The 19491-nt window shown below is 73.5% G+C and carries 14 protein-coding genes and 1 pseudogene; 8 read left to right on the forward strand and 7 right to left on the reverse strand.

The features are described 5' to 3' along the window. Positions 1–59: 59 nt before the first annotated feature. Positions 60–3026 (reverse strand): annotated as a pseudogene (locus SPOPO_RS36195) (amino acid adenylation domain-containing protein); the annotation flags it as partial. Positions 3027–3165: 139 nt separating this feature from the next. After that, positions 3166–4470, reverse strand: coding sequence for a lysine N(6)-hydroxylase/L-ornithine N(5)-oxygenase family protein (locus SPOPO_RS0123630; RefSeq protein WP_019877625.1), 1305 nt, complete (start codon positions 4468–4470; stop codon positions 3166–3168). A gap of 323 nt (positions 4471–4793) precedes the next feature. On the opposite strand from SPOPO_RS0123630, the gene SPOPO_RS0123635 reads away from it, so the two are divergent. From SPOPO_RS0123635 to SPOPO_RS31360, 5 genes are all read left to right on the forward strand, one after another. Continuing rightward, complete coding sequence (locus SPOPO_RS0123635) at positions 4794–6572, forward strand: ABC transporter ATP-binding protein (protein ID WP_019877626.1); 1779 nt, start codon at positions 4794–4796, stop codon at positions 6570–6572. After that, positions 6569–8371, forward strand: a complete 1803-nt coding sequence (locus SPOPO_RS0123640) for an ABC transporter ATP-binding protein (protein ID WP_019877627.1) — start codon at positions 6569–6571, stop codon at positions 8369–8371. Before SPOPO_RS0123635 ends, SPOPO_RS0123640 begins: the two co-directional genes overlap by 4 nt. Positions 8372–8466: 95 nt before the next feature. Next, a complete protein-coding gene (locus tag SPOPO_RS0123645) occupies positions 8467–9534 on the forward strand; it encodes a FecCD family ABC transporter permease (RefSeq protein WP_156870185.1) in 1068 nt (355 codons plus the stop codon). Continuing rightward, complete coding sequence (locus SPOPO_RS0123650) at positions 9531–10688, forward strand: FecCD family ABC transporter permease (RefSeq protein ID WP_019877629.1); 1158 nt, start codon at positions 9531–9533, stop codon at positions 10686–10688. The genes SPOPO_RS0123645 and SPOPO_RS0123650 overlap by 4 nt, the downstream gene beginning before the upstream one ends. A 131-nt stretch (positions 10689–10819) precedes the next feature. Further along, positions 10820–11728, forward strand: coding sequence for an ABC transporter ATP-binding protein (locus tag SPOPO_RS31360; RefSeq protein ID WP_342672921.1), 909 nt, complete (start codon positions 10820–10822; stop codon positions 11726–11728). Between the two features lie 47 nt (positions 11729–11775). Here SPOPO_RS31360 and hisH read toward each other — a convergent pair whose 3' ends face one another. Genes hisH through hisD form a run of 4 tightly spaced genes read right to left on the reverse strand, consistent with a single transcriptional unit; the run spans position 11776 to position 15447 of the window. Further along, entirely contained in the window at positions 11776–12414 is a 639-nt protein-coding gene (gene hisH / locus SPOPO_RS0123660) for an imidazole glycerol phosphate synthase subunit HisH (RefSeq protein WP_019877631.1), read from the reverse strand. After that, entirely contained in the window at positions 12411–13022 is a 612-nt protein-coding gene (hisB, locus tag SPOPO_RS0123665) for an imidazoleglycerol-phosphate dehydratase HisB (RefSeq protein ID WP_019877632.1), read from the reverse strand. The genes hisH and hisB overlap by 4 nt, the downstream gene beginning before the upstream one ends. Then, positions 13019–14116 (reverse strand): histidinol-phosphate transaminase, encoded by a 1098-nt coding sequence (locus tag SPOPO_RS0123670; protein WP_019877633.1) that lies wholly within the window; start codon positions 14114–14116, stop codon positions 13019–13021. Before SPOPO_RS0123670 ends, hisB begins: the two co-directional genes overlap by 4 nt. Continuing rightward, a complete protein-coding gene (hisD, locus tag SPOPO_RS0123675) occupies positions 14116–15447 on the reverse strand; it encodes a histidinol dehydrogenase (protein ID WP_033385176.1) in 1332 nt (443 codons plus the stop codon). Before hisD ends, SPOPO_RS0123670 begins: the two co-directional genes overlap by 1 nt. Positions 15448–15530: 83 nt before the next feature. On the opposite strand from hisD, the gene SPOPO_RS0123680 reads away from it, so the two are divergent. Beyond that, a complete protein-coding gene (locus SPOPO_RS0123680) occupies positions 15531–16235 on the forward strand; it encodes an LON peptidase substrate-binding domain-containing protein (RefSeq protein ID WP_019877635.1) in 705 nt (234 codons plus the stop codon). Here SPOPO_RS0123680 and SPOPO_RS0123685 read toward each other — a convergent pair. Next, positions 16131–16841 (reverse strand): hypothetical protein, encoded by a 711-nt coding sequence (locus tag SPOPO_RS0123685; RefSeq protein ID WP_019877636.1) that lies wholly within the window; start codon positions 16839–16841, stop codon positions 16131–16133. The genes SPOPO_RS0123680 and SPOPO_RS0123685 overlap by 105 nt on opposite strands. A 202-nt stretch (positions 16842–17043) precedes the next feature. Between SPOPO_RS0123685 and SPOPO_RS0123690 the strand changes: the two genes are divergently transcribed. Together SPOPO_RS0123690 and SPOPO_RS34560 are read left to right on the forward strand one after the other, a co-directional pair. Then, a complete protein-coding gene (locus tag SPOPO_RS0123690) occupies positions 17044–19311 on the forward strand; it encodes an MMPL family transporter (RefSeq protein WP_019877637.1) in 2268 nt (755 codons plus the stop codon). Positions 19312–19338: 27 nt separating this feature from the next. Further along, on the forward strand, positions 19339–19491 hold the full coding sequence (locus SPOPO_RS34560) for a hypothetical protein (protein ID WP_019877638.1): 153 nt from the start codon (positions 19339–19341) through the stop codon (positions 19489–19491).

Genomic DNA, 19491 nt, shown 5'->3' on the forward strand with positions numbered 1-19491 from the left:
AGGCCGAAGGTGCCGATCCCGGCGTCGGGGTCGACCGGAGCGGCCGCGGCGACCGGGGTCGCGATCCGCGCGAGGGCAGCGACCGTGCGGTGCTCGAAGACCGACCGCGGGGTGAGCTGGAGCCCCGCCGCGCGGGCGCGGATGACGAGCTGAATCGCGACGATGCTGTCGCCGCCGAGCGCGAAGAAGTCGTCGTCGGCGCCGACGCGCGGCAGGCGCAGCACCTCGGCCACGACCCCGCAGAGGATCCGCTCGTGGGCGGTCGCCGGGGGCCGGTCGCCCGCCACCGCCGCGAAGTCCGGGAGCGGCAGCGCGTTCCGGTCGAGCTTGCCGCTCGGGAGCAGCGGCAGCCGGTCGAGGGCGACGAACGCCGACGGGACCATGTAGTCCGGCAGCCGCTCGGCGGTGTACGTGCGCAGCGCCCCCATCAGCGCGTGCGGGTCGCGGTGCCGCGCCGGCCGGTTCGCGCACGCGGCCGGCTCGACGCCGGTCCGCCCGGGTCGGTAGTCCCCGATCGGCTCGGTCCCGCGGGTGAGCACGGCGTCCAGCTCCCCGCCACGACCGGTCGCCGACCAGGTCAGGGCGACGGCGAACCCGCGGGCGCGCGCGGCCGCGACGATCTCGCCCGGCACGACTCCGACCGGCACGTCTCCGCCCGCTTCGACTCCGGCCGGCACGTTCCCGCCGTCCGCGGCGGCGAGCGCGGCCAGGTCGGGGCCGAGCCGCGCGTTGGGGATGCCGGTCACGCGCAGCCCGTCCGGTGCCTGATCCAGACGGACCGTCAGATCGGCGAGCCCGGTCCACGGCACCTCGGGCCGGGTGGGCGCCGCGGCGTCGGGCCCGGTGCGGAGCACGACGTCGTAGCGGTACCGGCTCAGCTCGTTGGGGTGGTCGGCGTCCTTGACCCGCAGGTCGACGGCCGCGACGGCCGGCAGTGCCCGGGCCAGGGCCGGGAAGAAGTCGGGGTCGAGCAGCAGCTCGCCCTCCCACGCGACCGCGGCGTCGACCGCGCGGCGCAGGTCGTCGGCGTCGACGCCGTTCATGCTGCCGGGCGGGACCCGCCCCCGGCGTCCGACCTCGATGCCGGCCCGCAGCGCGCGCAGCAGTCGCAGGTTGCGCACGTCGCCCACGAACACCGTGCCGCCGGGCGCGAGCAGGTCCAGCGCACCGCGCAGCACGTCGAGCAGGTAGTCCGCGCTCGGGAAGTACTGGACGACGGAGTTGAGCACGACGGTGTCGAAGAACCCGTCCGGCAGACCGTGCAGGTCGTCGGCGGGCTGGGCGCGCAGCTGGACGCGCCCGGCCAGCGTCGGGTCCGCGGCGACCCGCCCGCGCAGGCTCTCGACCGCCTCCGGCGAGAGGTCGGTGCCCCAGTACGCCTCGCAGTCCGGCGCGAGCTCGGTCAGCAGCAGGCCACTGCCGACGCCGAGTTCGAGCACCCGCCGCGGCCGCAGGGCGCGAATCCGCGCGACGGTCTCGGCGCGCCAGTCCCGCATCTCCGGCAGCGGGATCGGGGTGCCGTCGTAGCTGGAGTTCCAGCCGGCGAAGCCCTCGTCGAGCGCCTCGGGGCCGGCGGCGGTGTAGAGCAGCCGGTGCACGTCCTGCCACGCCTGCACCTGGGCGCTCTCGGCCTCGACGTCGCGCCCGGAGCTCCGCACGCCGGTCGTCGGGACGACGTACGCGACGAGCCGGCGCGTGCTCGCCCCGTCCGGCCCGGGCACGTCGCGGGCCAGCACGGCCGCGGTCTCGACGCCCTCGTGCGCGACGAGGACGGACTCGATCTCGCCGGGCTCGATGCGGTACCCGCGGATCTTCACCTGGTCGTCGGTGCGGCCGAGGAACTCCAGCGCGCCGTCGTCGTTGACCCGCACCAGGTCGCCGGTCCGGTAGAGCCGGTCGCCGGGCGCCCCGAACGGGTCCGCGACGAACCGGCCCGCGGTCAGGCCGGGACGGTTCAGGTAACCCCGGGCGAGCCCCGGCCCGCCGAGGTAGAGCTCGCCGGGCTCCCCGGCGGGCACCGGGGCGAGCCGGTCGTCGAGAACGTGCGCGGTGGTCTGCGGGTCGGGGACCCCGATCGGAACGATCGGGCCGCGGATCCGGTCCGGGTGCGACTCCCCCAGTGTCGAGTTCACGGTCGCCTCGGTCGGGCCGTAGGCGTTGAACATGCGCTGGTGCGGGCCGTAGCGCGCGACGAGTTCGGGCGAGACCCGCTCGGTCCCGGCCAGCAGCGTCGCGCCCGGCGGCAGCGAGCAGTCCGGCGGGAGGACGGCGAGCAGCGCCGGCGGCAGGATCATGAAGGTCGCGCCGTGCTTCGCCGCGTACTCGGTCAGTTCCGGGCCGGCCACCCGCCGTTCGGCCGGGACGACGATCAGCCGCCCGCCGGAGAGCAACCCGAGGCAGAGGTCCCAGAACGCGACGTCGAAGCTCGGCGACGCGAACTGCAGGATCCGGTCGTCCGGTCCGATGCCGAACCGCTCGACCTGAGTGGCAATCAGTTTGTCGACGCCGCGGTGCGAGAGGACGACGCCCTTCGGCCGGCCCGTCGAGCCGGACGTGTAGATCACGTACGCCGCGGAGTCGAGCAGCAGGGGTCCCCCGCGTTCGGCGGGAGTGGGTTGGCGCGTGGGTGCCGCCGCGAGCGCCGCCACCGTCGCCGGGTCGTCGAGCAGCACGCGCGGCGTGCCCGTGTGCGGGATCTCCGGCGCGAGAGCGGCCGTCGTCACCACCGCGACCGGGGCCGCGTCGGTGAGCATGTACTCCAGCCGATCCGCCGGGTGGTCGGCGTCGAGCGGCAGGTAGGCCGCACCGGTGGCGAGCACCGCGACGTGCGCCACCACGAGGTCCACCGTGCGCGGCAGCGCCAGGGCGACGATCCGCTCCGGACCCGCCCCCGCCGCGAGCAGCAGGTGCGCGAGCCGGTTCGCCGCCGCGTCGAGCTCGGCGTAGGTGAGGCAGACGTCCTCGACGACGACGGCGACGGCGTCCGGGGTCTCCGCCACCCGGGCGGCGAAGATCGCGGGCCAGGTGCGGTCGGAATCCGGGGTAAACACGCGCAGGGTTCTCCCTCGGCGAGGTCGGATGGGGACGGGCGAATCGGTGCGAACGGATCGCGGCAACGGAGCGCGGCAACGGAGCGCGGCCGGCGGGGCGTCGCCGGCCGGACAGTCAGCCCACGAGCGAACGGGTGCGCCGGGAGACCGAGTCGAGGATCTCGCCGGCGCGGATGGCGATGTTCGACAGCAGCGACGAGGTCAGCCCGTGCGAGTGCTCGGTGCCGCCCTGGAGGTAGATGCCCACCTGCAGTTCCGGCGAGGTCTCCAGGCGGTAGTCCCGTTGCACGCGGTACCGGCCGTCGAGGTCACGTCGGCAGTGCCCGACGAGGTTCCCGAGCAGGGCCGCCGGGTCGACCGGGTCGTACCCCGTGCAGAAGACGATCGCGTCAGCCGTCAGCTGCGTCTTCTGACCCGTCGTCATGGAAACGATGTCGACGCTCAGCCCGTCGGGGCCCTCGACGACGTCCGCGACCCGCGAGACGTTGAAGCAGTGCAGACGGTGCCGACCGAGCACCTTCTCGCGGTACGCCCGGTGGTAGAGGTCCTGGATCAGCTCGAGGTCCACGACCGAGTAGTTCGTGTTGCCGTGGTAGTCGAGGATCATCCGCTTGACGTCCGCCGGCGCGGCGTAGAACTCCTCCACGGCCTCGGGGTCGAAGACCCGGTTCGCGAAGGGGCTGTCGTCGGCCGGGCTGTAGCCGAAGCGCGAGAAGACCGCGCACACCTCGGTGTCCGGGTAGCGGTCGTGCAGGTACGCGGTGACCTCGGCCGCACTCTGTCCGGCGCCCACAACGACGAATCGCCCCGGCGCCACCGGGTCGAGGTCCTGCAGCCGGGTGAGCATGTGCGCGTTGTGCCAGATCCGGTTCGACGCGGTGACGCCGTCCGGCAGCCGCGGGACCAGCCCCGTGCCGAGGACGAGGTTGCGCGTCCGCGCCGACACCGCGGTGGCGTCACCCCGCCGGGCGAGGACCTCGAGCTCGGTGATCGCGCCCCGACCGTCCGGGCCGCCGCGCCCCGACCGCACCGGCCGGACCGCGAGCACCTCGTGGTCGTAGCGGATCTGGTCGGCCACCCGGGCCGCGACCCAGGAGAGGTAGTCGTGGAACTCCTCGCGGAGCGGGAACAGCGTCTTGTGATTGATGAAGTCGACGAGGCGGGCCCGGGCGTGCAGGAACGACAGGAAGCTGAAGTCGCTGGTCGGGTTCCGCAGCGTCACGAGGTCCTTGAGGAACGAGACCTGCATCGTCGTGTCGTCGAGCAGCATGTCGCGGTGCCACCCGAACCGCGCCGAGCGCTCCAGAAATCTCGCCCGGACCCCGGCCGGTTCCGCAGCCCGCTCCTCCACCGCGATCGCGAGCGCCAGGTTGGACGGGCCGGCCCCCACCCCGATCAGGTCGAACGTTCCGTCCTCCAAAGTCGGAACGTTCGGGCGGGTGGTCCGACGTGGCGGGTCCCCGCGACCGGGCGACGGTGGTCCTAGGGTCGGAGCGCCGGGTCTTGGGGCGCCGGGTCTCGCGGTGGGGTCCGGCACGGGCATCGCGCCTCCTCGTTCGGCATCGTGGGTTTCCGCGGCGGCCGCCCCGGTAAAGCCCGCTAGGTTGGCAAGTGAGTTTGGTAAGCCTTGCCTTACCTGCGGCCCGCAAGCTAATGACCATGGACGCCCGCGCGCAAACGGGGAAGTTCCACATTTGTGCGTGGGAGTGATGTTCCTCACGATCTTTCGAAGGGCCGTAGCGCGTGCAGCAGCAGGACGACGGGGCGACCGACCCGGGAAACGACGAGCAGCCCGACCGGGTGATCGACGGGGTGATCGACGGGGTGACCGACGGCCGGTCCGTCCTCCGGAGCGCGCTGGGCCGCCAGCGTCGCTGGGTGGGCGCCGCGGGCGCGTTGTTCATCTGCCACCAGGCGGGCGAGGCGCTGGTCCCCGTGCTGATCGGCGTGATCATCGACGAGGCCGTCGCCACGGGGGACGGGTCCCGGCTGCTCGCCTGGCTCGGCGCACTGGCCGCCGTGTTCGCGTTCCTCTCGTTCGGCTACCGACTGGGCGCCCGGTGCGCGGAGCGCGCGTCCGAGCAGGCCGCGCACGACCTGCGGCTCCGTCTGGCCGAACGGGTCCTCGACGACCGCGGCGGGGCCGAGACGGGGCGGCTCCCGGGTGCCCTCGCCGGCCTCGCGACCTCCGACACCGCCAAGGTCGGCATCCTCGCCTTCGCGGTCCCCGGCGGCATCGCGGCGCTGGCCGGCCTGCTGGTCGGCGGCGCGGCCCTGCTGCGGCTGTCGGTGCCGCTCGGGCTGGTCGTCCTGCTCGGGGCTCCCCCGATGCTCTGGCTGGTCAACCTGCTCGGCAAGCCGTTGGAGGCCCGTAGCTCCGAGCAGCAGGAACGCGCCGCGGCGTCGTTCGGCGTCGCCGCCGATCTGGTCGCCGGGCTGCGGGTCCTCAAGGGCGTCGGCGCCGAACCCGCCGCGGTCGCGCGGTACCGGCGGGTCAGCCAGGACTCGCTGCAGGCGACGCTGCGGGCCGCCCGGGCCGACGCCGCCTACGAGGCCGCGATGATCGCGATGACCGGCCTGTTCCTCGCCGGCGTCGCCCTCCTCGGCGGCTACCTCGCGACGAAGGACGACATCACCGTCGGCGAGCTCGTCGCTGCCGTCGGCCTCGCGCAGTTCCTGATCGGCCCCATGCAGGCGATGGCGTGGGTCGGGTCCGAGCTCGCGGCGGCCCGGGCCTCCTCCCGCCGGATCGCCGAGGTGCTCAGCTCGGCGCCCGCGATCGCGGGTGGCACGGCCGGCCCCGACCGACCGGTGCGCGGCGAGGTCGAGCTGCGGGCCGTCCGCAGCGGGTCCCTGGCGGGGCTGGACCTGCGGGTCGGCTCCGGCGAGCTCGTCGGCGTCGCGGCCGATCCCGCCGACGCTCGCGCGCTGCTGCGGTGCCTGGCCCGGGAGACCGATCCCGACGGGGGCGCCGTTCTGCTCGACGGCCGCCCGCTCACCGACCTCGACCCGGGTCCGCTGCGCCGGACCCTGCTGGTCGCCGCCCACGACGCACACCTGTTCGAGGGCAGCCTGCTCGACAACGTCCTCGACGGGCGCGGGACCGGCGCCTCCGATCGCGACCCCGCCGCGGTCCGGGCGGCGCTGACCGCGGGCGGCGCCGACGAGGTCGCCGAGGCACTGCCGGAGGGCGTCGCGACCACGGTCGGCGAACGCGGCCGCGGCCTGTCGGGCGGGCAGCGGCAGCGGGTCGCTCTGGCCCGCGCCCTGGCGGCCGACTCCCCCGTCCTCGTCCTGCACGACCCGACGACGGCCGTCGACGCCGCGACCGAGGCGCGCCTCGCCGCCGGGATCCGCGACCTGCGGCGCGGCCGGACCACCGTCCTGCTCACCACGAGCCCGGCGCTGCTCGCCGTGACCGACCGCGTGGCGCTCGTCCGCGCGGGCCGGGTCGACGAGGTCGGCACCCACGCCGATCTGGTCCTCCGCTCGGCCGGCTACCGGGAGTTGGTGCTCCGATGAGCGGGACCGAGATGAGCGGGACCGGGATGAGCGGGACCAACCGGCGCCTGCCGGTCGCCCCCGGCCGCCGGACCTGGGCCGCGCTGCGCACCCTGGCGCGCCCGCACCGGACGCTGGCGGTGACGGCCCTGCTGACCGCGGTCGCCGCGACGACCGTCTACCTGCTGACGGCACCCGTGCTCGGCAACATCGTCGACCGGGTCATCGAGGACCGGCCGGCCTCGGCGCTGACCGGCCCGATCACGCTGCTCGTCGCGATCGCGTTCGGCTACGCCGCGCTCGCGATGGTGAGCATCGTCCTGATCGCCCGCCTCGGCGAGCAGATCCTCGCCGGACTGCGCGAGCAGTTCGTCGAGCGTGCGCTCGCCCTGCCGCTGGAACAGGTCGAGGCCGCCGGCTCCGGCGACCTGACCTCCCGCGTCACCAACGACGTCTCGGTGATCAGCCAGGGCATCCGGCAGGCGCTGCCCGAGTTCACGCGCGCGGCGCTGACGATCGCGCTGACCGTCGTCGGCCTCGCGGTGCTCGACTGGCGCTTCGCGCTCGCCGCTCTCCTGGCGGCGCCGATTCAGGTGATCACCGTCCGCTGGTACCTGCGCAACGCGCCGCCGCTGTACGCGAAACAGCGCGCGGCGGTCGGCGACCTGCAGCAGGAACTGCTCGACTCGATCTCCGGCGCCCCGACGGTGCGCGCCTTCGGTCTGCGGCGCGCGCACCTGGCGAAGGTCACCGCGCGCTCGCGGCACTCGGTCGACCTGACGCTCGCGGCCGTCCGGCTGCAGACGCGCTTCTTCGCGCGGCTGAACCTGGCCGAGCTCGTCGGGCTGTCCGCGGTGCTGGCCACCGGCTACGTCCTGGTCGAGAACGGCGACGTGACCGTGGGAGCCGCGAGTGCCGCCGCGCTGTACTTCGCGAACCTGTTCAACCCGATCAACGTCGCGCTCGCCTCCCTCGACGAGGCGCAGTCGGCCGCCGCGAGCCTGGCCCGGCTCGTGGGTGTCCTCGATCTCCCGGGCGAGCCCGAACCGGCCGACCCGGCCGCGCCGCCCACCGACCCCGCCCGCGTCGACGTCGAGGGCGTCGGGCACGCCTACGTGCCCGGTCACGACGTCCTCGACCGCGTGGACCTGAGCGTCGCCGCGGGCGAACGGGTGGCGGTCGTCGGCACCAGCGGCGCGGGCAAGACGACGCTGGCCAAACTCGTCGCGGGCGTCCACACCCCGACCCGGGGGCGGATCCGGCTCGACGGCATCGACGCGGCGGACCTGGGCGCCGCCGGCGTGCGCCGCACGGTCGCGCTGGTGACCCAGGAGGTGCACGTGTTCGCCGGCCCGCTGGCCGACGACCTGCGCCTGGTCCGCCCGGACGCGACCGACGAGGACCTGCGCCGGGCGCTGACCACCGTCGGTGCGGCCGAGTGGGTGGATCTGCTCCCCGCGGGCCTGGCCACCGAGGTCGGCGAGGGCGGGCACGAGCTGACCGTGGCGCAGGCCCAGCAGCTGGCCCTGGCGCGGTTGCTGCTGGTGGACCCGCCGGTGGCGATCCTGGACGAGGCCACCGCCGAGGCCGGCAGCGCGGGCGCCCGGGCGCTGGAGGCGGCCGCGACCGAGGCGATGGCCGGGCGCACGGCGCTGGTCGTCGCGCACCGGCTGACGCAGGCCGCCACGGCCGATCGGGTGGTCGTCCTGGACGCCGGCCGGGTCGTCGAGGTGGGCACCCACGACGATCTCGTCGCCGCGGGCGGCGTGTACGCCCGGCTGTGGTCGGCGTGGTCGGCGGAACGTTCAGATTCGCGGTAGCCCCCGGCAAAATCCGACGCAGGCTAGCCTTGCCTAACCAGAATCGGGTTCGAACGAGTTCGATTCGGTTTCCGCCGAGGATGGGTCCCGACCGCATGACCGTGACGCACGACCGCCCCGACGCTCCGGCGTCGGCCCCGGCGTCGGCGTCGGCGGTGCCGGCCAAGCAGCGGCGGCGCCGGCCGATGATCGTGCTCGGCCTGACCGTCGTGATCGGTGTCTGCATCGTGCTCTCGATCGCCATCGGCGCGAAGCCGATCCCGATCGGCGACGTCTGGGCCGGGCTGGTGAGCCCGGAGGACAGCGAGAACGACGTCATCATCCGCTCGCTCCGGGTGCCGCGGACGATCCTCGGTCTGCTGGTCGGAGCCGCGCTCGGCATCGCCGGGGCGCTCATGCAGGGGCACACGCGCAACCCGCTCGCCGATCCGGGCCTGCTCGGGGTCGAGGCCGGAGCCGCGTTCGCCGTCGTCCTGGCGATCTACTCCTTCGGCGTCACCGACACCCTCGGCTTCGTCTGGTTCGCGTTCGCGGGGGCGCTGGTCGCCTCGTTGGTGGTGTTCTCGCTCGGCTCGCTGGGCCAGGGCGCCGCGACACCGGTGACGCTCGCCCTGGCGGGCGCAGCCGTCTCCGCCCTGCTCGGGTCCTTCACGTCCGCGCTGATCCTGATGGATCGGCAGACCCTCGACGTGTTCCGGTTCTGGCAGGTCGGTGCGCTGACCGGCCGGCCGACGCGCGTGATCTGGGAGGTCCTGCCCTTCCTGATCGTCGGGCTGCTCCTCGCGCTGTACAACGCACCCGCGCTGAACCTGCTCTCCCTCGGCGAGGACGTCGCGCGCAGCCTGGGCCAGTCGGTGTTCACGACCCGCGCCATCGGCATCGCGTCGATCACCCTGCTCACCGGCGCGGCCGTCGCCGCCGCCGGCCCGATCGGCTTCGTCGGGCTGGTGGTGCCGCACGTCGCGCGCATCTTCACCGGACCCGACTACCGCTGGCTGCTGCCGTGCTCCGCCCTGCTCGGCGGCTCCCTCGTGCTGCTCACCGACACTCTCGGGCGCGTCGTCGTGCGGCCCGGGGAGATGCAGGTCGGCATCATCATGGCGCTGGTCGGTGCACCGTTCTTCATCTGGCTCGTCCGCCGTCGTCGGTTGGCGGCGCTGTGAGCGACACCGTGCAGACTCCCGTCGCCGCCACCACGAGCGGCACCGAAGGCGGCCAACCGCTGGAGACGATCGCGACCCCGGCCGGCCCCGCGGTCCCCGGCCGCCGGCCGTTCCGCCTCGGCCCGCTGGTCTCGGGCGTGTGGCGGCCGCGCTTCCTGATCGTGGCGCTGCTCGGGGCGGTGCTGGCGCTGTTCGCGCTGGCCGCCAACGTCGGCCGCGGCGACTACCCGATCTCCATCCTCGACGTCCTCCAGGTGCTGGCCGGTGGCGGCGACGACTCGCAGCGGTTCATCGTCATGGACCTGCGTCTGCCGCGGGCACTCACCGCGGTGCTCGTGGGCGCCGCGCTCGGCCTCTCCGGCGCCATCACGGCCTCGATCGCGCGCAACGCCCTCGCGACGCCCGACATCCTCGGCATCACGCAGGGCGCGAGCGCGGCCGCCGTCGCCGTGATCCTGCTCGGCGGCTCCGGCGGCGTCATCGGCACCGTCGGCACCCAACTCGGGCTCCCCCTCGCGGCGCTGGCCGGCGGCATCGCGACCGCGACGTTGATCTACCTGCTCGCCTATCGACGAGGCATCGACGGGTACCGACTGGTGCTCGTCGGCATCGGCGTCAACGCGGTGCTGGCGTCGGTCACCAGCTACCTGCTGATCAAGGCCCGGGTCGAGGACGCCGCGCGCGCGCAGGTCTGGATGACCGGCAGCCTGAACGGCCGCGGCTGGGAGCACGTGCGCCCGGTGGCGGTGGCCCTGGCGATCCTCGTCCCGATCGCGCTGATCCTCGTCTTCGTCCTCGGTGCGCTGCAGTACAGCGACGACACCGTGCGGGGTCTGGGCATCCGGCTCAACGCCGCCCGGACCGGACTGCTGCTCTGCGCGGTCGCCCTCGCGGCCGTCGCCACCGCGTGCGCCGGCCCGATCGGCTTCGTCGCATTCGTCGCCCCGCAGGCGGCGATCCGCGTCACCGGCGGCTCGCGACCACCGCTGCTCGCGTCCGCCACGTTCGGGGCGGCGCTGGTGGTCGCGTCCGACGTCGTCGCCCGCACGATGCTCGGAGACCTCGAGCTCCCCGTCGGGATCGTGACCTCCGCCATCGGGGCGCCTTTCCTGCTCTACCTGCTGGCCGTCAACACGCGGAAGGTGCGCCTGTGACCTCGACGCTCCCCGTGGGACCTCTTCCCACCGCCCCGCCGCCCGGGGGTGCCCCCGCCGCGGCGACGCCGGCCGCGGCACCGGCCACCGCACCGGCCACCGCGGCGCAGAACGGCGACGCCGCCCGCCCGATCGGGGGTCCGTCCCGCCTGCGCGCCGAGGGGATCCGCCTCGGCTACGGCGAGCAGGTGATCGTCGAGAACCTCGACCTCGACCTGATGGCCGGTGCGGTCACCGCGGTGATCGGCCCCAACGGCTGCGGCAAGTCCACCGTGCTGCGGGCGCTCGCACGGCTGATGCCGACGCGAGCCGGCCACGTGATCCTCGACGGCAAGCGCATCGACAAGGTGCCGACGAAGGAGGTCGCGCGCACGCTCGGCGTCCTCCCCCAGGCGCCCATCGCGCCCGAGGGTCTGACGGTCGCCGACCTCGTCGCACGCGGTCGGCACCCGCACCAGGCCTGGTACCGGCAGTGGTCCTCCGACGACGAGGACTCCGTCGCCGCCGCGCTGCAGTGGACCGGCATCGCCGACCTCGCCGAGCGCAGCGTCGACACGCTGTCGGGCGGTCAGCGCCAGCGCGCGTGGATCTCGATGGCGCTCGCGCAGGGCACCGACCTACTGCTGCTCGACGAGCCGACGACCTTCCTCGACCTGGCCCACCAGGTCGACGTCCTCGACCTCGTCGAGCGTCTCAACCGCGAGGCCGGCCGGACCGTGCTCATGGTCCTGCACGACCTGAACCTCGCGGCCCGCTACTCCGACCACCTGATCGCGATGAAGGCCGGGTCCATCGTCGCTGCCGGTCCCCCGCGCGAGGTGCTCACCGAGCAGCTGCTCGCCGACGTGTTCGGCCTCGAGGCCCGCGTCATCCCGGACCCGGTCTCCGGGAGCCCGCTCGTCGTCCCGATCGGCAGCCGGCACCGCTACGTCGCCGACGGCCCCGCCCCCGAGGACCTCGACGCCGAGGGCCTCCACACCGAGGGCCTCCACACCGAGCTCGACGACCTGTTCCCGCCGGACCCGGTCTACGGCCACTGACGGACCGTCAGCACCGCCACCCCTGTCAAAAAGGGGTGTCACCCTTTTCAGGCAGCGTTCAGGGTCTTCAGCCAGTTCCGCAGTAGCGCCGCGCCGGCGTCGCCCGACTTCTCGGGGTGGAACTGGGTCGCGGACAGCGCCTCGTTCTCGACGGCGGCGACGAAGGGCTCGCCGTGCTCGGCCCACGTCACCTGCGGCGGCTTGAACGGCCCGGTGACGTCGAGGGTCCAGGCCCGCGCCGCGTAGGAGTGGACGAAGTAGAACCGCTCGTCCTCGATCCCCGCGAACAGGCGTGAACCTTCGGCGGCGTTCACGGTGTTCCAGCCCATGTGTGGCAGCACCGGCGCGTGGAGCCGCTCGACGGTGCCGGGCCACTCGGCGCAGCCGCGGGTCGTGACGCCGTGCTCGACGCCGTACTCGAACAAAATCTGCATACCGACGCAGATGCCGAGCACCGGGCGGCCGCCGGCGAGGCGACGGCCGATGATCTCGGGCCCGTGGACCTGCTCGAGGCCCTTCATGCAGGCCTCGAACGCCCCGACGCCGGGGACGACGAGGCCGTCGGCCTCCTGGGCCGCCCGCCGGTCGGCGGTGACGGTGACGTCCGCCCCGGCGCGCTCGAGCGCGCGCTCGGCGGAGCGGAGGTTGCCCGACCCGTAGTCGAGAACGACGACGCGCGGACTCACGAGGAACGGGTGTCGGCGGACAGGGTGCCCTTGGTGGAGGGCACACCGGTCTCGCGCGGGTCGAACGCAACGGCGTCACGCAGGGCCCGGGCCACGCCCTTGAACTGGCACTCGGCGACGTGGTGGGCGTTGCGGCCGCGCAGCACGTCGATGTGCATGCAGATCTGGGCGGAGTTCACGAACGACTCCCAGATGTGCCGGGTCAGTGCGGTCTCGTACTCGCCGATCATCGGCGCGAGGTTCTCGGGCTCGGTGTGCACGAGATACGCACGGCCGGCGAGGTCGACGGCGACGCGCGCGAGCGCCTCGTCCAGCGGTACCAGCGAGTTCGCGAAGCGGCGCACGCCCTTCGCGTCCCCGAGCGCCTGCCGGAACGCGGTGCCGAGCGCGATCGAGGTGTCCTCGACGGTGTGGTGCGGGTCGATGTGCAGGTCGCCCTCGGTCTGAACGGTGAGGTCGAACAGACCGTGGCGGCCGAGCTGGGACAGCATGTGGTCGTAGAACCCGACGCCGGTCGAGACCTCGGTGCGCCCGGTGCCGTCCAGGTCGATCTCGACGAGGACGTTGGACTCCTTGGTGACGCGCTCGACGCGTCCCGTCCGACTCATGTCTGACTCTCCCTCAGCAATTGCTCTCTCAGCACGTCGGCCAGCGCGGCCAGGAACGCGTCGTTCTCCTCCGGTGTGCCCGCGGTGGCGCGCAGCCAGCCGGTCAGCCCGACGTCGCGGATGAGCACCCCGCGATCGAGCAGGCCCTGCCAGGTCACGGTCTGGTCCCCGAGCCCGCCGAACAGCACGAAGTTCGCGTCGGACGGCACGACCCGGCAGCCGAGCGCGGTGATCTCGGCGACCAGGCGGTCGCGCTCGGCGCGCAGGGTGCCGACGGTGTTCAGCAGGTCCGGGGCGTGCTTGAGCGCGACGCGTGCGGCGGCCTGCGTGAGCTCGGAGAGGTGGTACGGCAGGCGGACCAGCAGCAGGCAGTCGACGAGCTCCGGGTCGGCGGCGAGGTACCCCAGGCGCAGGCCGGCCATCGAGAACGCCTTGCTCATCGTGCGGGTGACGACCAGCCGCGGGCGGCCCGGCAGCAGCGTGAGCGCGCTGGGGACGCCGTCGCGCGCGAACTCGGCGTAGGCCTCGTCGACGACGACGATCCCGGTCGCCGCCTCGTAGACCGCCTCGATCACCGACAGGTCGAGCGCGGTGCCGGTCGGGTTGTTCGGCGAGGTCAGGAAGACCACGTCGGGCTGGGCCGTCGAGACGTCGGCCACGACCCGCTCGGGGTCGAGGTTGAAGTCGTTCTCGCGGTACCCCTCGACCCAGTCGGTCTGCGTGGCGAGCGAGATCAAACGGTGCATCGAGTACGAAGGCTCGAAGCCCATCGCCTTGCGGCCGGCGCCGCCGAAGGCCATCAACAGCTGCTGCAGAACCTCGTTCGACCCGTTGGCGGCCCAGATCTGATTGGGGGTCAGGTTGTGCCCGAGGTAGGCCGCGAGGTCGGCGCGCAGCGCGGTCGCGTCCCGGTCCGGATAGCGGTTGAGCTCGGACGCGGCGAGCGCCACGGCGGCGGCGAGGTCGGCGGCCAGCGCCGGCGAGGGCCCGTACGGGTTCTCGTTGGTGTTGAGCCGGACGGGCACGTCCAGTTGCGGCGCACCGTAGGCCGACCGGCCGCGCAGGTCGTCGCGCAGCGGGAGGAAGGTGTCCATCAGTCCTGGTCCCGGTCTTCCCGCGGGCTCTGCTCCGAGGGCACGCGCACCCGGACCGCGTTGACGTGGGCGAGCAGGTTCTCCGCCCCGCCGAGCGCGTCGATGTGCCCGGCGACCTCCGCGAGCGCCGCGCGGTCGTACTCGACGACGTGGACGCTGCGCAGGAACGAGTGGACGCTCAGACCGCCGGTGTGCCGCGCGGTGCCGCCCGTCGGCAGGACGTGGTTGGAGCCGGCGAGGTAGTCGCCGAGGCTGACCGGCGCGTACGGGCCGACGAAGATCGCGCCCGCGTTCCGGACCCGGCGCGCCAGGGCCGACGCGTCCGCGGTGAGGATCTCCAGGTGCTCGGCGGCCCACTCGTCGACGACGGTGAGGCCGGCCTCCAGGTCGTCCACGAGCACGATCGCCGACTGGTTCGCGAGCGCCGCGTCGACCTGCTTCTGGTTGAGCGAGACGCCGCGCTGACGCTCGACCTCGGCCTGGACCTGCTCGACCAGCGCCGGGGCGTCGGTGATCAGCAGGCAGGAAGCGTTCTCGTCGTGCTCGGCCTGGGAGATCAGGTCGGCCGCGACGTGGACGGGGTCGGCGGTGGCGTCGGCGAGGATGCCGATCTCGGTGGGGCCGGCTTCGGCGTCGATGCCGATGATGCCCTTGAGCAGCCGCTTGGCGGCGGCGACGTAGACGTTGCCGGGGCCGGTGACCAGGTCGGCGGGGGCGCAGTCCTCGGTGCCGTGGGCGAACATCGCGATCGCCTGGGCGCCGCCGACCGCGTAGACCTCGTCGACGCCGAGCAGCGCGCACGCGGCGAGCACGACCGGGTGCGGCCAACCGTCGTTGTCCCGCTGCGGCGGGGACGTGACCGCGATCGAGGAGACGCCGGCCACCTGCGCCGGGACGACGTTCATCACGACGCTGGACGGATAGGCGACGACACCGCCGGGGACGTACAGGCCCACGCGCCGGACCGGGATCCAGCGCTCGGTGACCGTGCCGCCGGGGCTGACCTGGACGACCGCGTCGGGGTGCTTCTGGGCCGAGTGCACGAGGCGAGCGCGTCGGGCAGCCTCCTCCAGCGCGGCCCGGACCGCCGGGTCGAGGTCGATCAGGGCCTTGTCCAGCACCTCGGCGGGAACCCGGATCGCGGCCGGGCGGACGCCGTCGAAGCGCTCGGCGAAGTCGAGCAGGGCCGCGCTCCCCCGGTCGCGCACCTCGTCGCAGATCGGGCGCACGGCGTCCAGCGTCGCCGCGACGTCGGCCGCGGCGCGGGGCAGCACGCTCCGCAACGCCGCCGGCGTCAGCGCAGATCCACGCAGGTCAAGGACGGAAAGCACCTCTGAAGTCTAGTCGCCGCAGCGCGGACCCCCGTCCGCCGTGCGCCCCGCCCCGGACCGGCGGCGCGCAATAGGCTGCGCGCGTGACGGCTCCCCGGACGGCTCGGCTGCCGCTGTTCCCGCTGGGGACGGTGCTCTACCCGGGTCTGCTGCTGCCGCTGCACATCTTCGAGGAGCGCTACCGGGTCCTGGTCGCGGCCCTGACCGGTGGCCTGGACGGCGAGCTGCCCGAGGCGGGGGCGCCGGAGTTCGGCGTGATCGCGATCCGCTCGGGCCGGGAGGTCGGGGCGGACGGCGTCGCCGAGCTCCACGAGATCGGCTGCGTGGCCCAGATCCGCCGCGTGGATGCCCTCGCCGACGGCCGGTTCGACCTCGTGACGACCGGCACGCGCCGGTTCCGGCTGCTCAAGGTGGACGAGCACGCGGCGCCGTACCTGACCGGCGAGGTCGAGTATCTCCCCGAGGAGGCCGGCGACTCCTCCGCCGAGGTGCTGGCCCGGTCCGTCGCGGGGCACTTCGCGGCCTACCGGGACCAGTTGCTCACACTGCAGGGCCAGGCGCCGCGCGTGCGCGGACCGCTGCCCCCCGACCCGATCGTGCTCTCCTACCTGGTGGCCGCGGCGATGGTGCTGGACCGCTCGGACAAGCAGGTTCTGCTGGAGGCGCCGGACGCCGCCGCCCGGCTACGAGCCGAGGTCGCGCTGCTCCGCCGGGAGCGGGTCATGCTCGCCCACCTGCCGTCGCTGCCCGGCGCCGACCTCGCCCGCGAGGCCCCGAGCCCCAACTGAGGCCTCGGCCAGCTCGTCGGTGTCGACGTCGCTCCCCGCGGGAGGCGCGTCGGCCTCGTCATCGGTCCCGTCCTCGGTCGCGCCGCGCTCGAGCCCGACGATCAGCGACAGGTACGTGAGCAGGATCCCGACGCCCCAGGCGAACAGGATCCCGTCGGAGGCGAGCTCCAACGAGCCGGAGATGGTCTGCCCGTCGGTGAGGGTGAGGGCGGTCTGCTGGATCGGGGCCGGCCCGAAGGCCTCCCCGACCTCCCGGGCGATCAACGAGGCGAGGATCGAGGATCCGGTCAGCGCGACGATCAGGGTGAGGTCCCCGCGGCGGCGCCAGTAGCCGAGCGCACCGGTCACGATGCCGAGCAGCAGGCCGAGGATCAGGAACCAGCCGTCGGCGGCGATGAACTCGGAGGTGTCCTGGTTGTTGAGGTACACCTCGCCGCTGAGGTTGATGTAGGTCGGCTTCGGGGCGATCCACTCCCAGACGATGCCGATGTAGGGCGCCGCGAGCAGCGGGACGAGGAACGCCAGCGCGGCCGGCCGGAGCTGGGCGAGCAGGCGCGGCCCGGCGCCCTCCTCCGGGCGCGGTGACGGTTTCGCCCGGGTCCCCACGTGCTCAGTATCTCGCAGCCGGTGGTGGGGTTCGCGATTCCCCCGCGTCCGTCCGGGGCTGGAACGCCTGTCTGGACGCCCTGTACCGGCCCTTTGCCGAACGCCTGTGCGCGGGTTGTGGAGGGATTGTGAGACGCCGTGCTACAGATTTCCGCAGCCCACGACGACGTGGGTCCCCACGGCGAGGAGGCCGAGAGCGGCCATGGCGATCACCGCGGACCCCGGGCCGCCCGCAGCTGCGCCCGCGCCACCGGCCCCGGCGCCGCGTCGGGAGGCGCTCCGGAACTGGGGCGGGTTCGTCGCCCGCCGGCCACGCCGGGTGCTCACGGCGGCGCTCGTCGCGGTGGTGGCCTTCGCCGCGCTGACGCCGGTGTTCCTCGCGCGGGTGCTCGGCATCGGCTACGACACCCCCGGGTCGGAGTCCGCGCGGGCCACGGCGGCGGTCGAGCAGGCGCTGGGGGCGCAGGAGGCGGTCCTGCTGGTGCTGTCCTCGACGGGGCGCACGTCGACCGACCCGACGTTCACCCGGGCGATGGACGCCGCGCTGGCCGTGGTCCGGGGGAACGACGGCGTGGTCGACGTGCCGCCGGCCGATCTCGGCGGCCGCGTCTCGGACGACGGCCGGGTCGAGTACCGCACGGTGCTGCTGTCCGGCGACGCCGGTGACCGGCAGAAGACGGCCAAGGAGCTCAAGCACGACCTGGAGGAGCTGGACTCCTCACCGCTCGGCGGTCCCGACATCGAGATCGGGTTGTCGGGCGAGAGCCCGTTCTTCGTCGACCTCCTCCACTCCGAGGAGGAGGGGCTCGCGATGGCGGAGGCGATCGGCCTGCCGCTGGCGATGCTGATCCTGTTCCTGACGCTGGGGTCGATCCTGGCGGCCGGGCTGCCGGTGCTGACCGGTCTAGCCGGGGCGGTGGTCGCGCTGGGGATCCTCGGCGCGGCGAGCTTCTGGACCGAGTTCGACATCTTCGCCGAGAACGGTGTCGTGATGCTCGGCATCGCGGTCGGCATCGACTACGCGCTGCTGATCGTGCGCCGCTACCGCGAGGAGCGCACGCGCGCCGACGCCGAGACCGCGCTCGCGACGACCATGGCCACGGCGGGCCGGACCGTCGCGTTCTCCGGGTTGACCGTCATGGTCGCGTTGCTGCCGATGGCACTGATCGACGTGCCGACGTTGAGCAAGTACGCGCTCGCCGGTCTGCTCGGTGTGGCGGGTTCGGTCGCGATGGCGCTGATCCTGCTGCCCGCGCTGCTGGCGGCGATGGGCGATCGCGCCCTGACGGTCCGTCTGAAGCGAATGCGGGAGCGCGGCTTCGACGCCGGCGGCGCGTCCGACCGATGGGGGCGACTCGCGCGCTGGGTGATGAAGTGGCCGGCGGCCGTGCTGACCGTCGGCACGTGCGTGCTGATCTGCGCCGCGGCGCCCCTGATCGACGTCAAGCAGGGCATCGACCTGAACGTGCGGGCGTACGAGGACGAGCCGTCGGTGCGGACGCTGACGACGCTGTCGTCCGCGTTCCCCGGCATCACGCTCGGCCGGGTCGAGGTGGCCGTGACCGGGAACAGCGCCGCGGCCGCGACCGCCCAGCGTGTGCTCGCCGAGGACCCGCGGCTCACCGGAGTCGCCGTGCAGGAGCTCAGCACGGACTCGTTCCTCGTCACCGGCAACCTGACGGTCCCGGACGACTCGAAGGACGCCGAGGACGTCGTGAAGTCCGCGCGCACCCGCCTCGATGCCGAACTCGGCTCCGCCGCCGACGCCGACGTGGGTGGCACCACCGCGCGCAGCATCGACTACGCGGACCAGGTGCTCGACAAGACCCCGCCGATCGTCATCGCGACCCTCGCGCTGTGCTTCCTGCTGCTCCTCGTCATGCTCCGCAGCCCGGTGCTCGCGCTCAAGGCCGTGATCATGAACCTGCTGTCCATCGCCGCCGCGATGGGCCTGACCGTGTGGGTCTTCCAGGAGGGCAACGGCGAGAGCCTGCTCGACTTCTCCTCCCCCGGCTACCTGCAGGCCTGGCTGCCGCTCACGTTGTTCGTGATCCTGTTCGGCCTCTCCATGGACTACGAGGTCTTCCTCGTCACCCGCATCCGCGAGGAGTACCTCCGCACCGGCAGCAACACCGAAGCCATCGCCGCGGGCCTCGCCAAGACCGGCGGCGTCATCACCTCCGCCGCGCTGATCATGATCGCGATCTTCGGCGCCTTCATGATCTGCCCCGCTCCGGAGATCAAGCAACTCGGCTTCGGCCTCGCCGCCGCCGTCCTCATCGACGCCACGATCATGCGGGCGTGCCTCGTCCCCGCCTTCATGAAGCTCGCCGGCCGCGCGAACTGGTGGTGCCCCCGCTGGCTCGACCGGATCCTGCCTCAGCTCGAGCACGGCGAGACCCCGACCTCGCCTGCACTGGAGATGACATCTCCACTGCAGTCGCATCGTCCGGGGAATGGCGCGTCATAGCGCGCGATTCCTCGGACGATACGTGGGATGGCGACGTACGTGCCGCTGCCGATGTCCGGCTCGGTCGATGTGGGTCTACCGCCGAAGCGGACCGAGCACAGTCAGGTCGTGTACCGCGAATTCACTCTGCACAACGAGGGCCCGGGTTGGTTCGGACGCCCTCCCGACGCCACCGACTGA

It is taken from the genome of Sporichthya polymorpha DSM 43042 (assembly GCF_000384115.1).
GTDB lineage: Bacteria > Actinomycetota > Actinomycetes > Sporichthyales > Sporichthyaceae > Sporichthya > Sporichthya polymorpha.

Bases quoted from the DNA above. Each gene is read 5' to 3' on its own strand.
- SPOPO_RS0123640 (WP_019877627.1), top strand. From the start codon at position 6,569: ATGAGCGGGACCGAGATGAGCGGGACCGGGATGAGCGGGACCAACCGG.
- SPOPO_RS0123645 (WP_156870185.1), top strand. From the start codon at position 8,467: ATGACCGTGACGCACGACCGCCCCGACGCTCCGGCGTCGGCCCCGGCG.
- hisB (WP_019877632.1), bottom strand. From the start codon at position 13,022: ATGAGTCGGACGGGACGCGTCGAGCGCGTCACCAAGGAGTCCAACGTC.
- SPOPO_RS0123670 (WP_019877633.1), bottom strand. From the start codon at position 14,116: ATGGACACCTTCCTCCCGCTGCGCGACGACCTGCGCGGCCGGTCGGCC.
- SPOPO_RS0123690 (WP_019877637.1), top strand. From the start codon at position 17,044: ATGGCGATCACCGCGGACCCCGGGCCGCCCGCAGCTGCGCCCGCGCCA.
- SPOPO_RS34560 (WP_019877638.1), top strand. From the start codon at position 19,339: ATGGCGACGTACGTGCCGCTGCCGATGTCCGGCTCGGTCGATGTGGGT.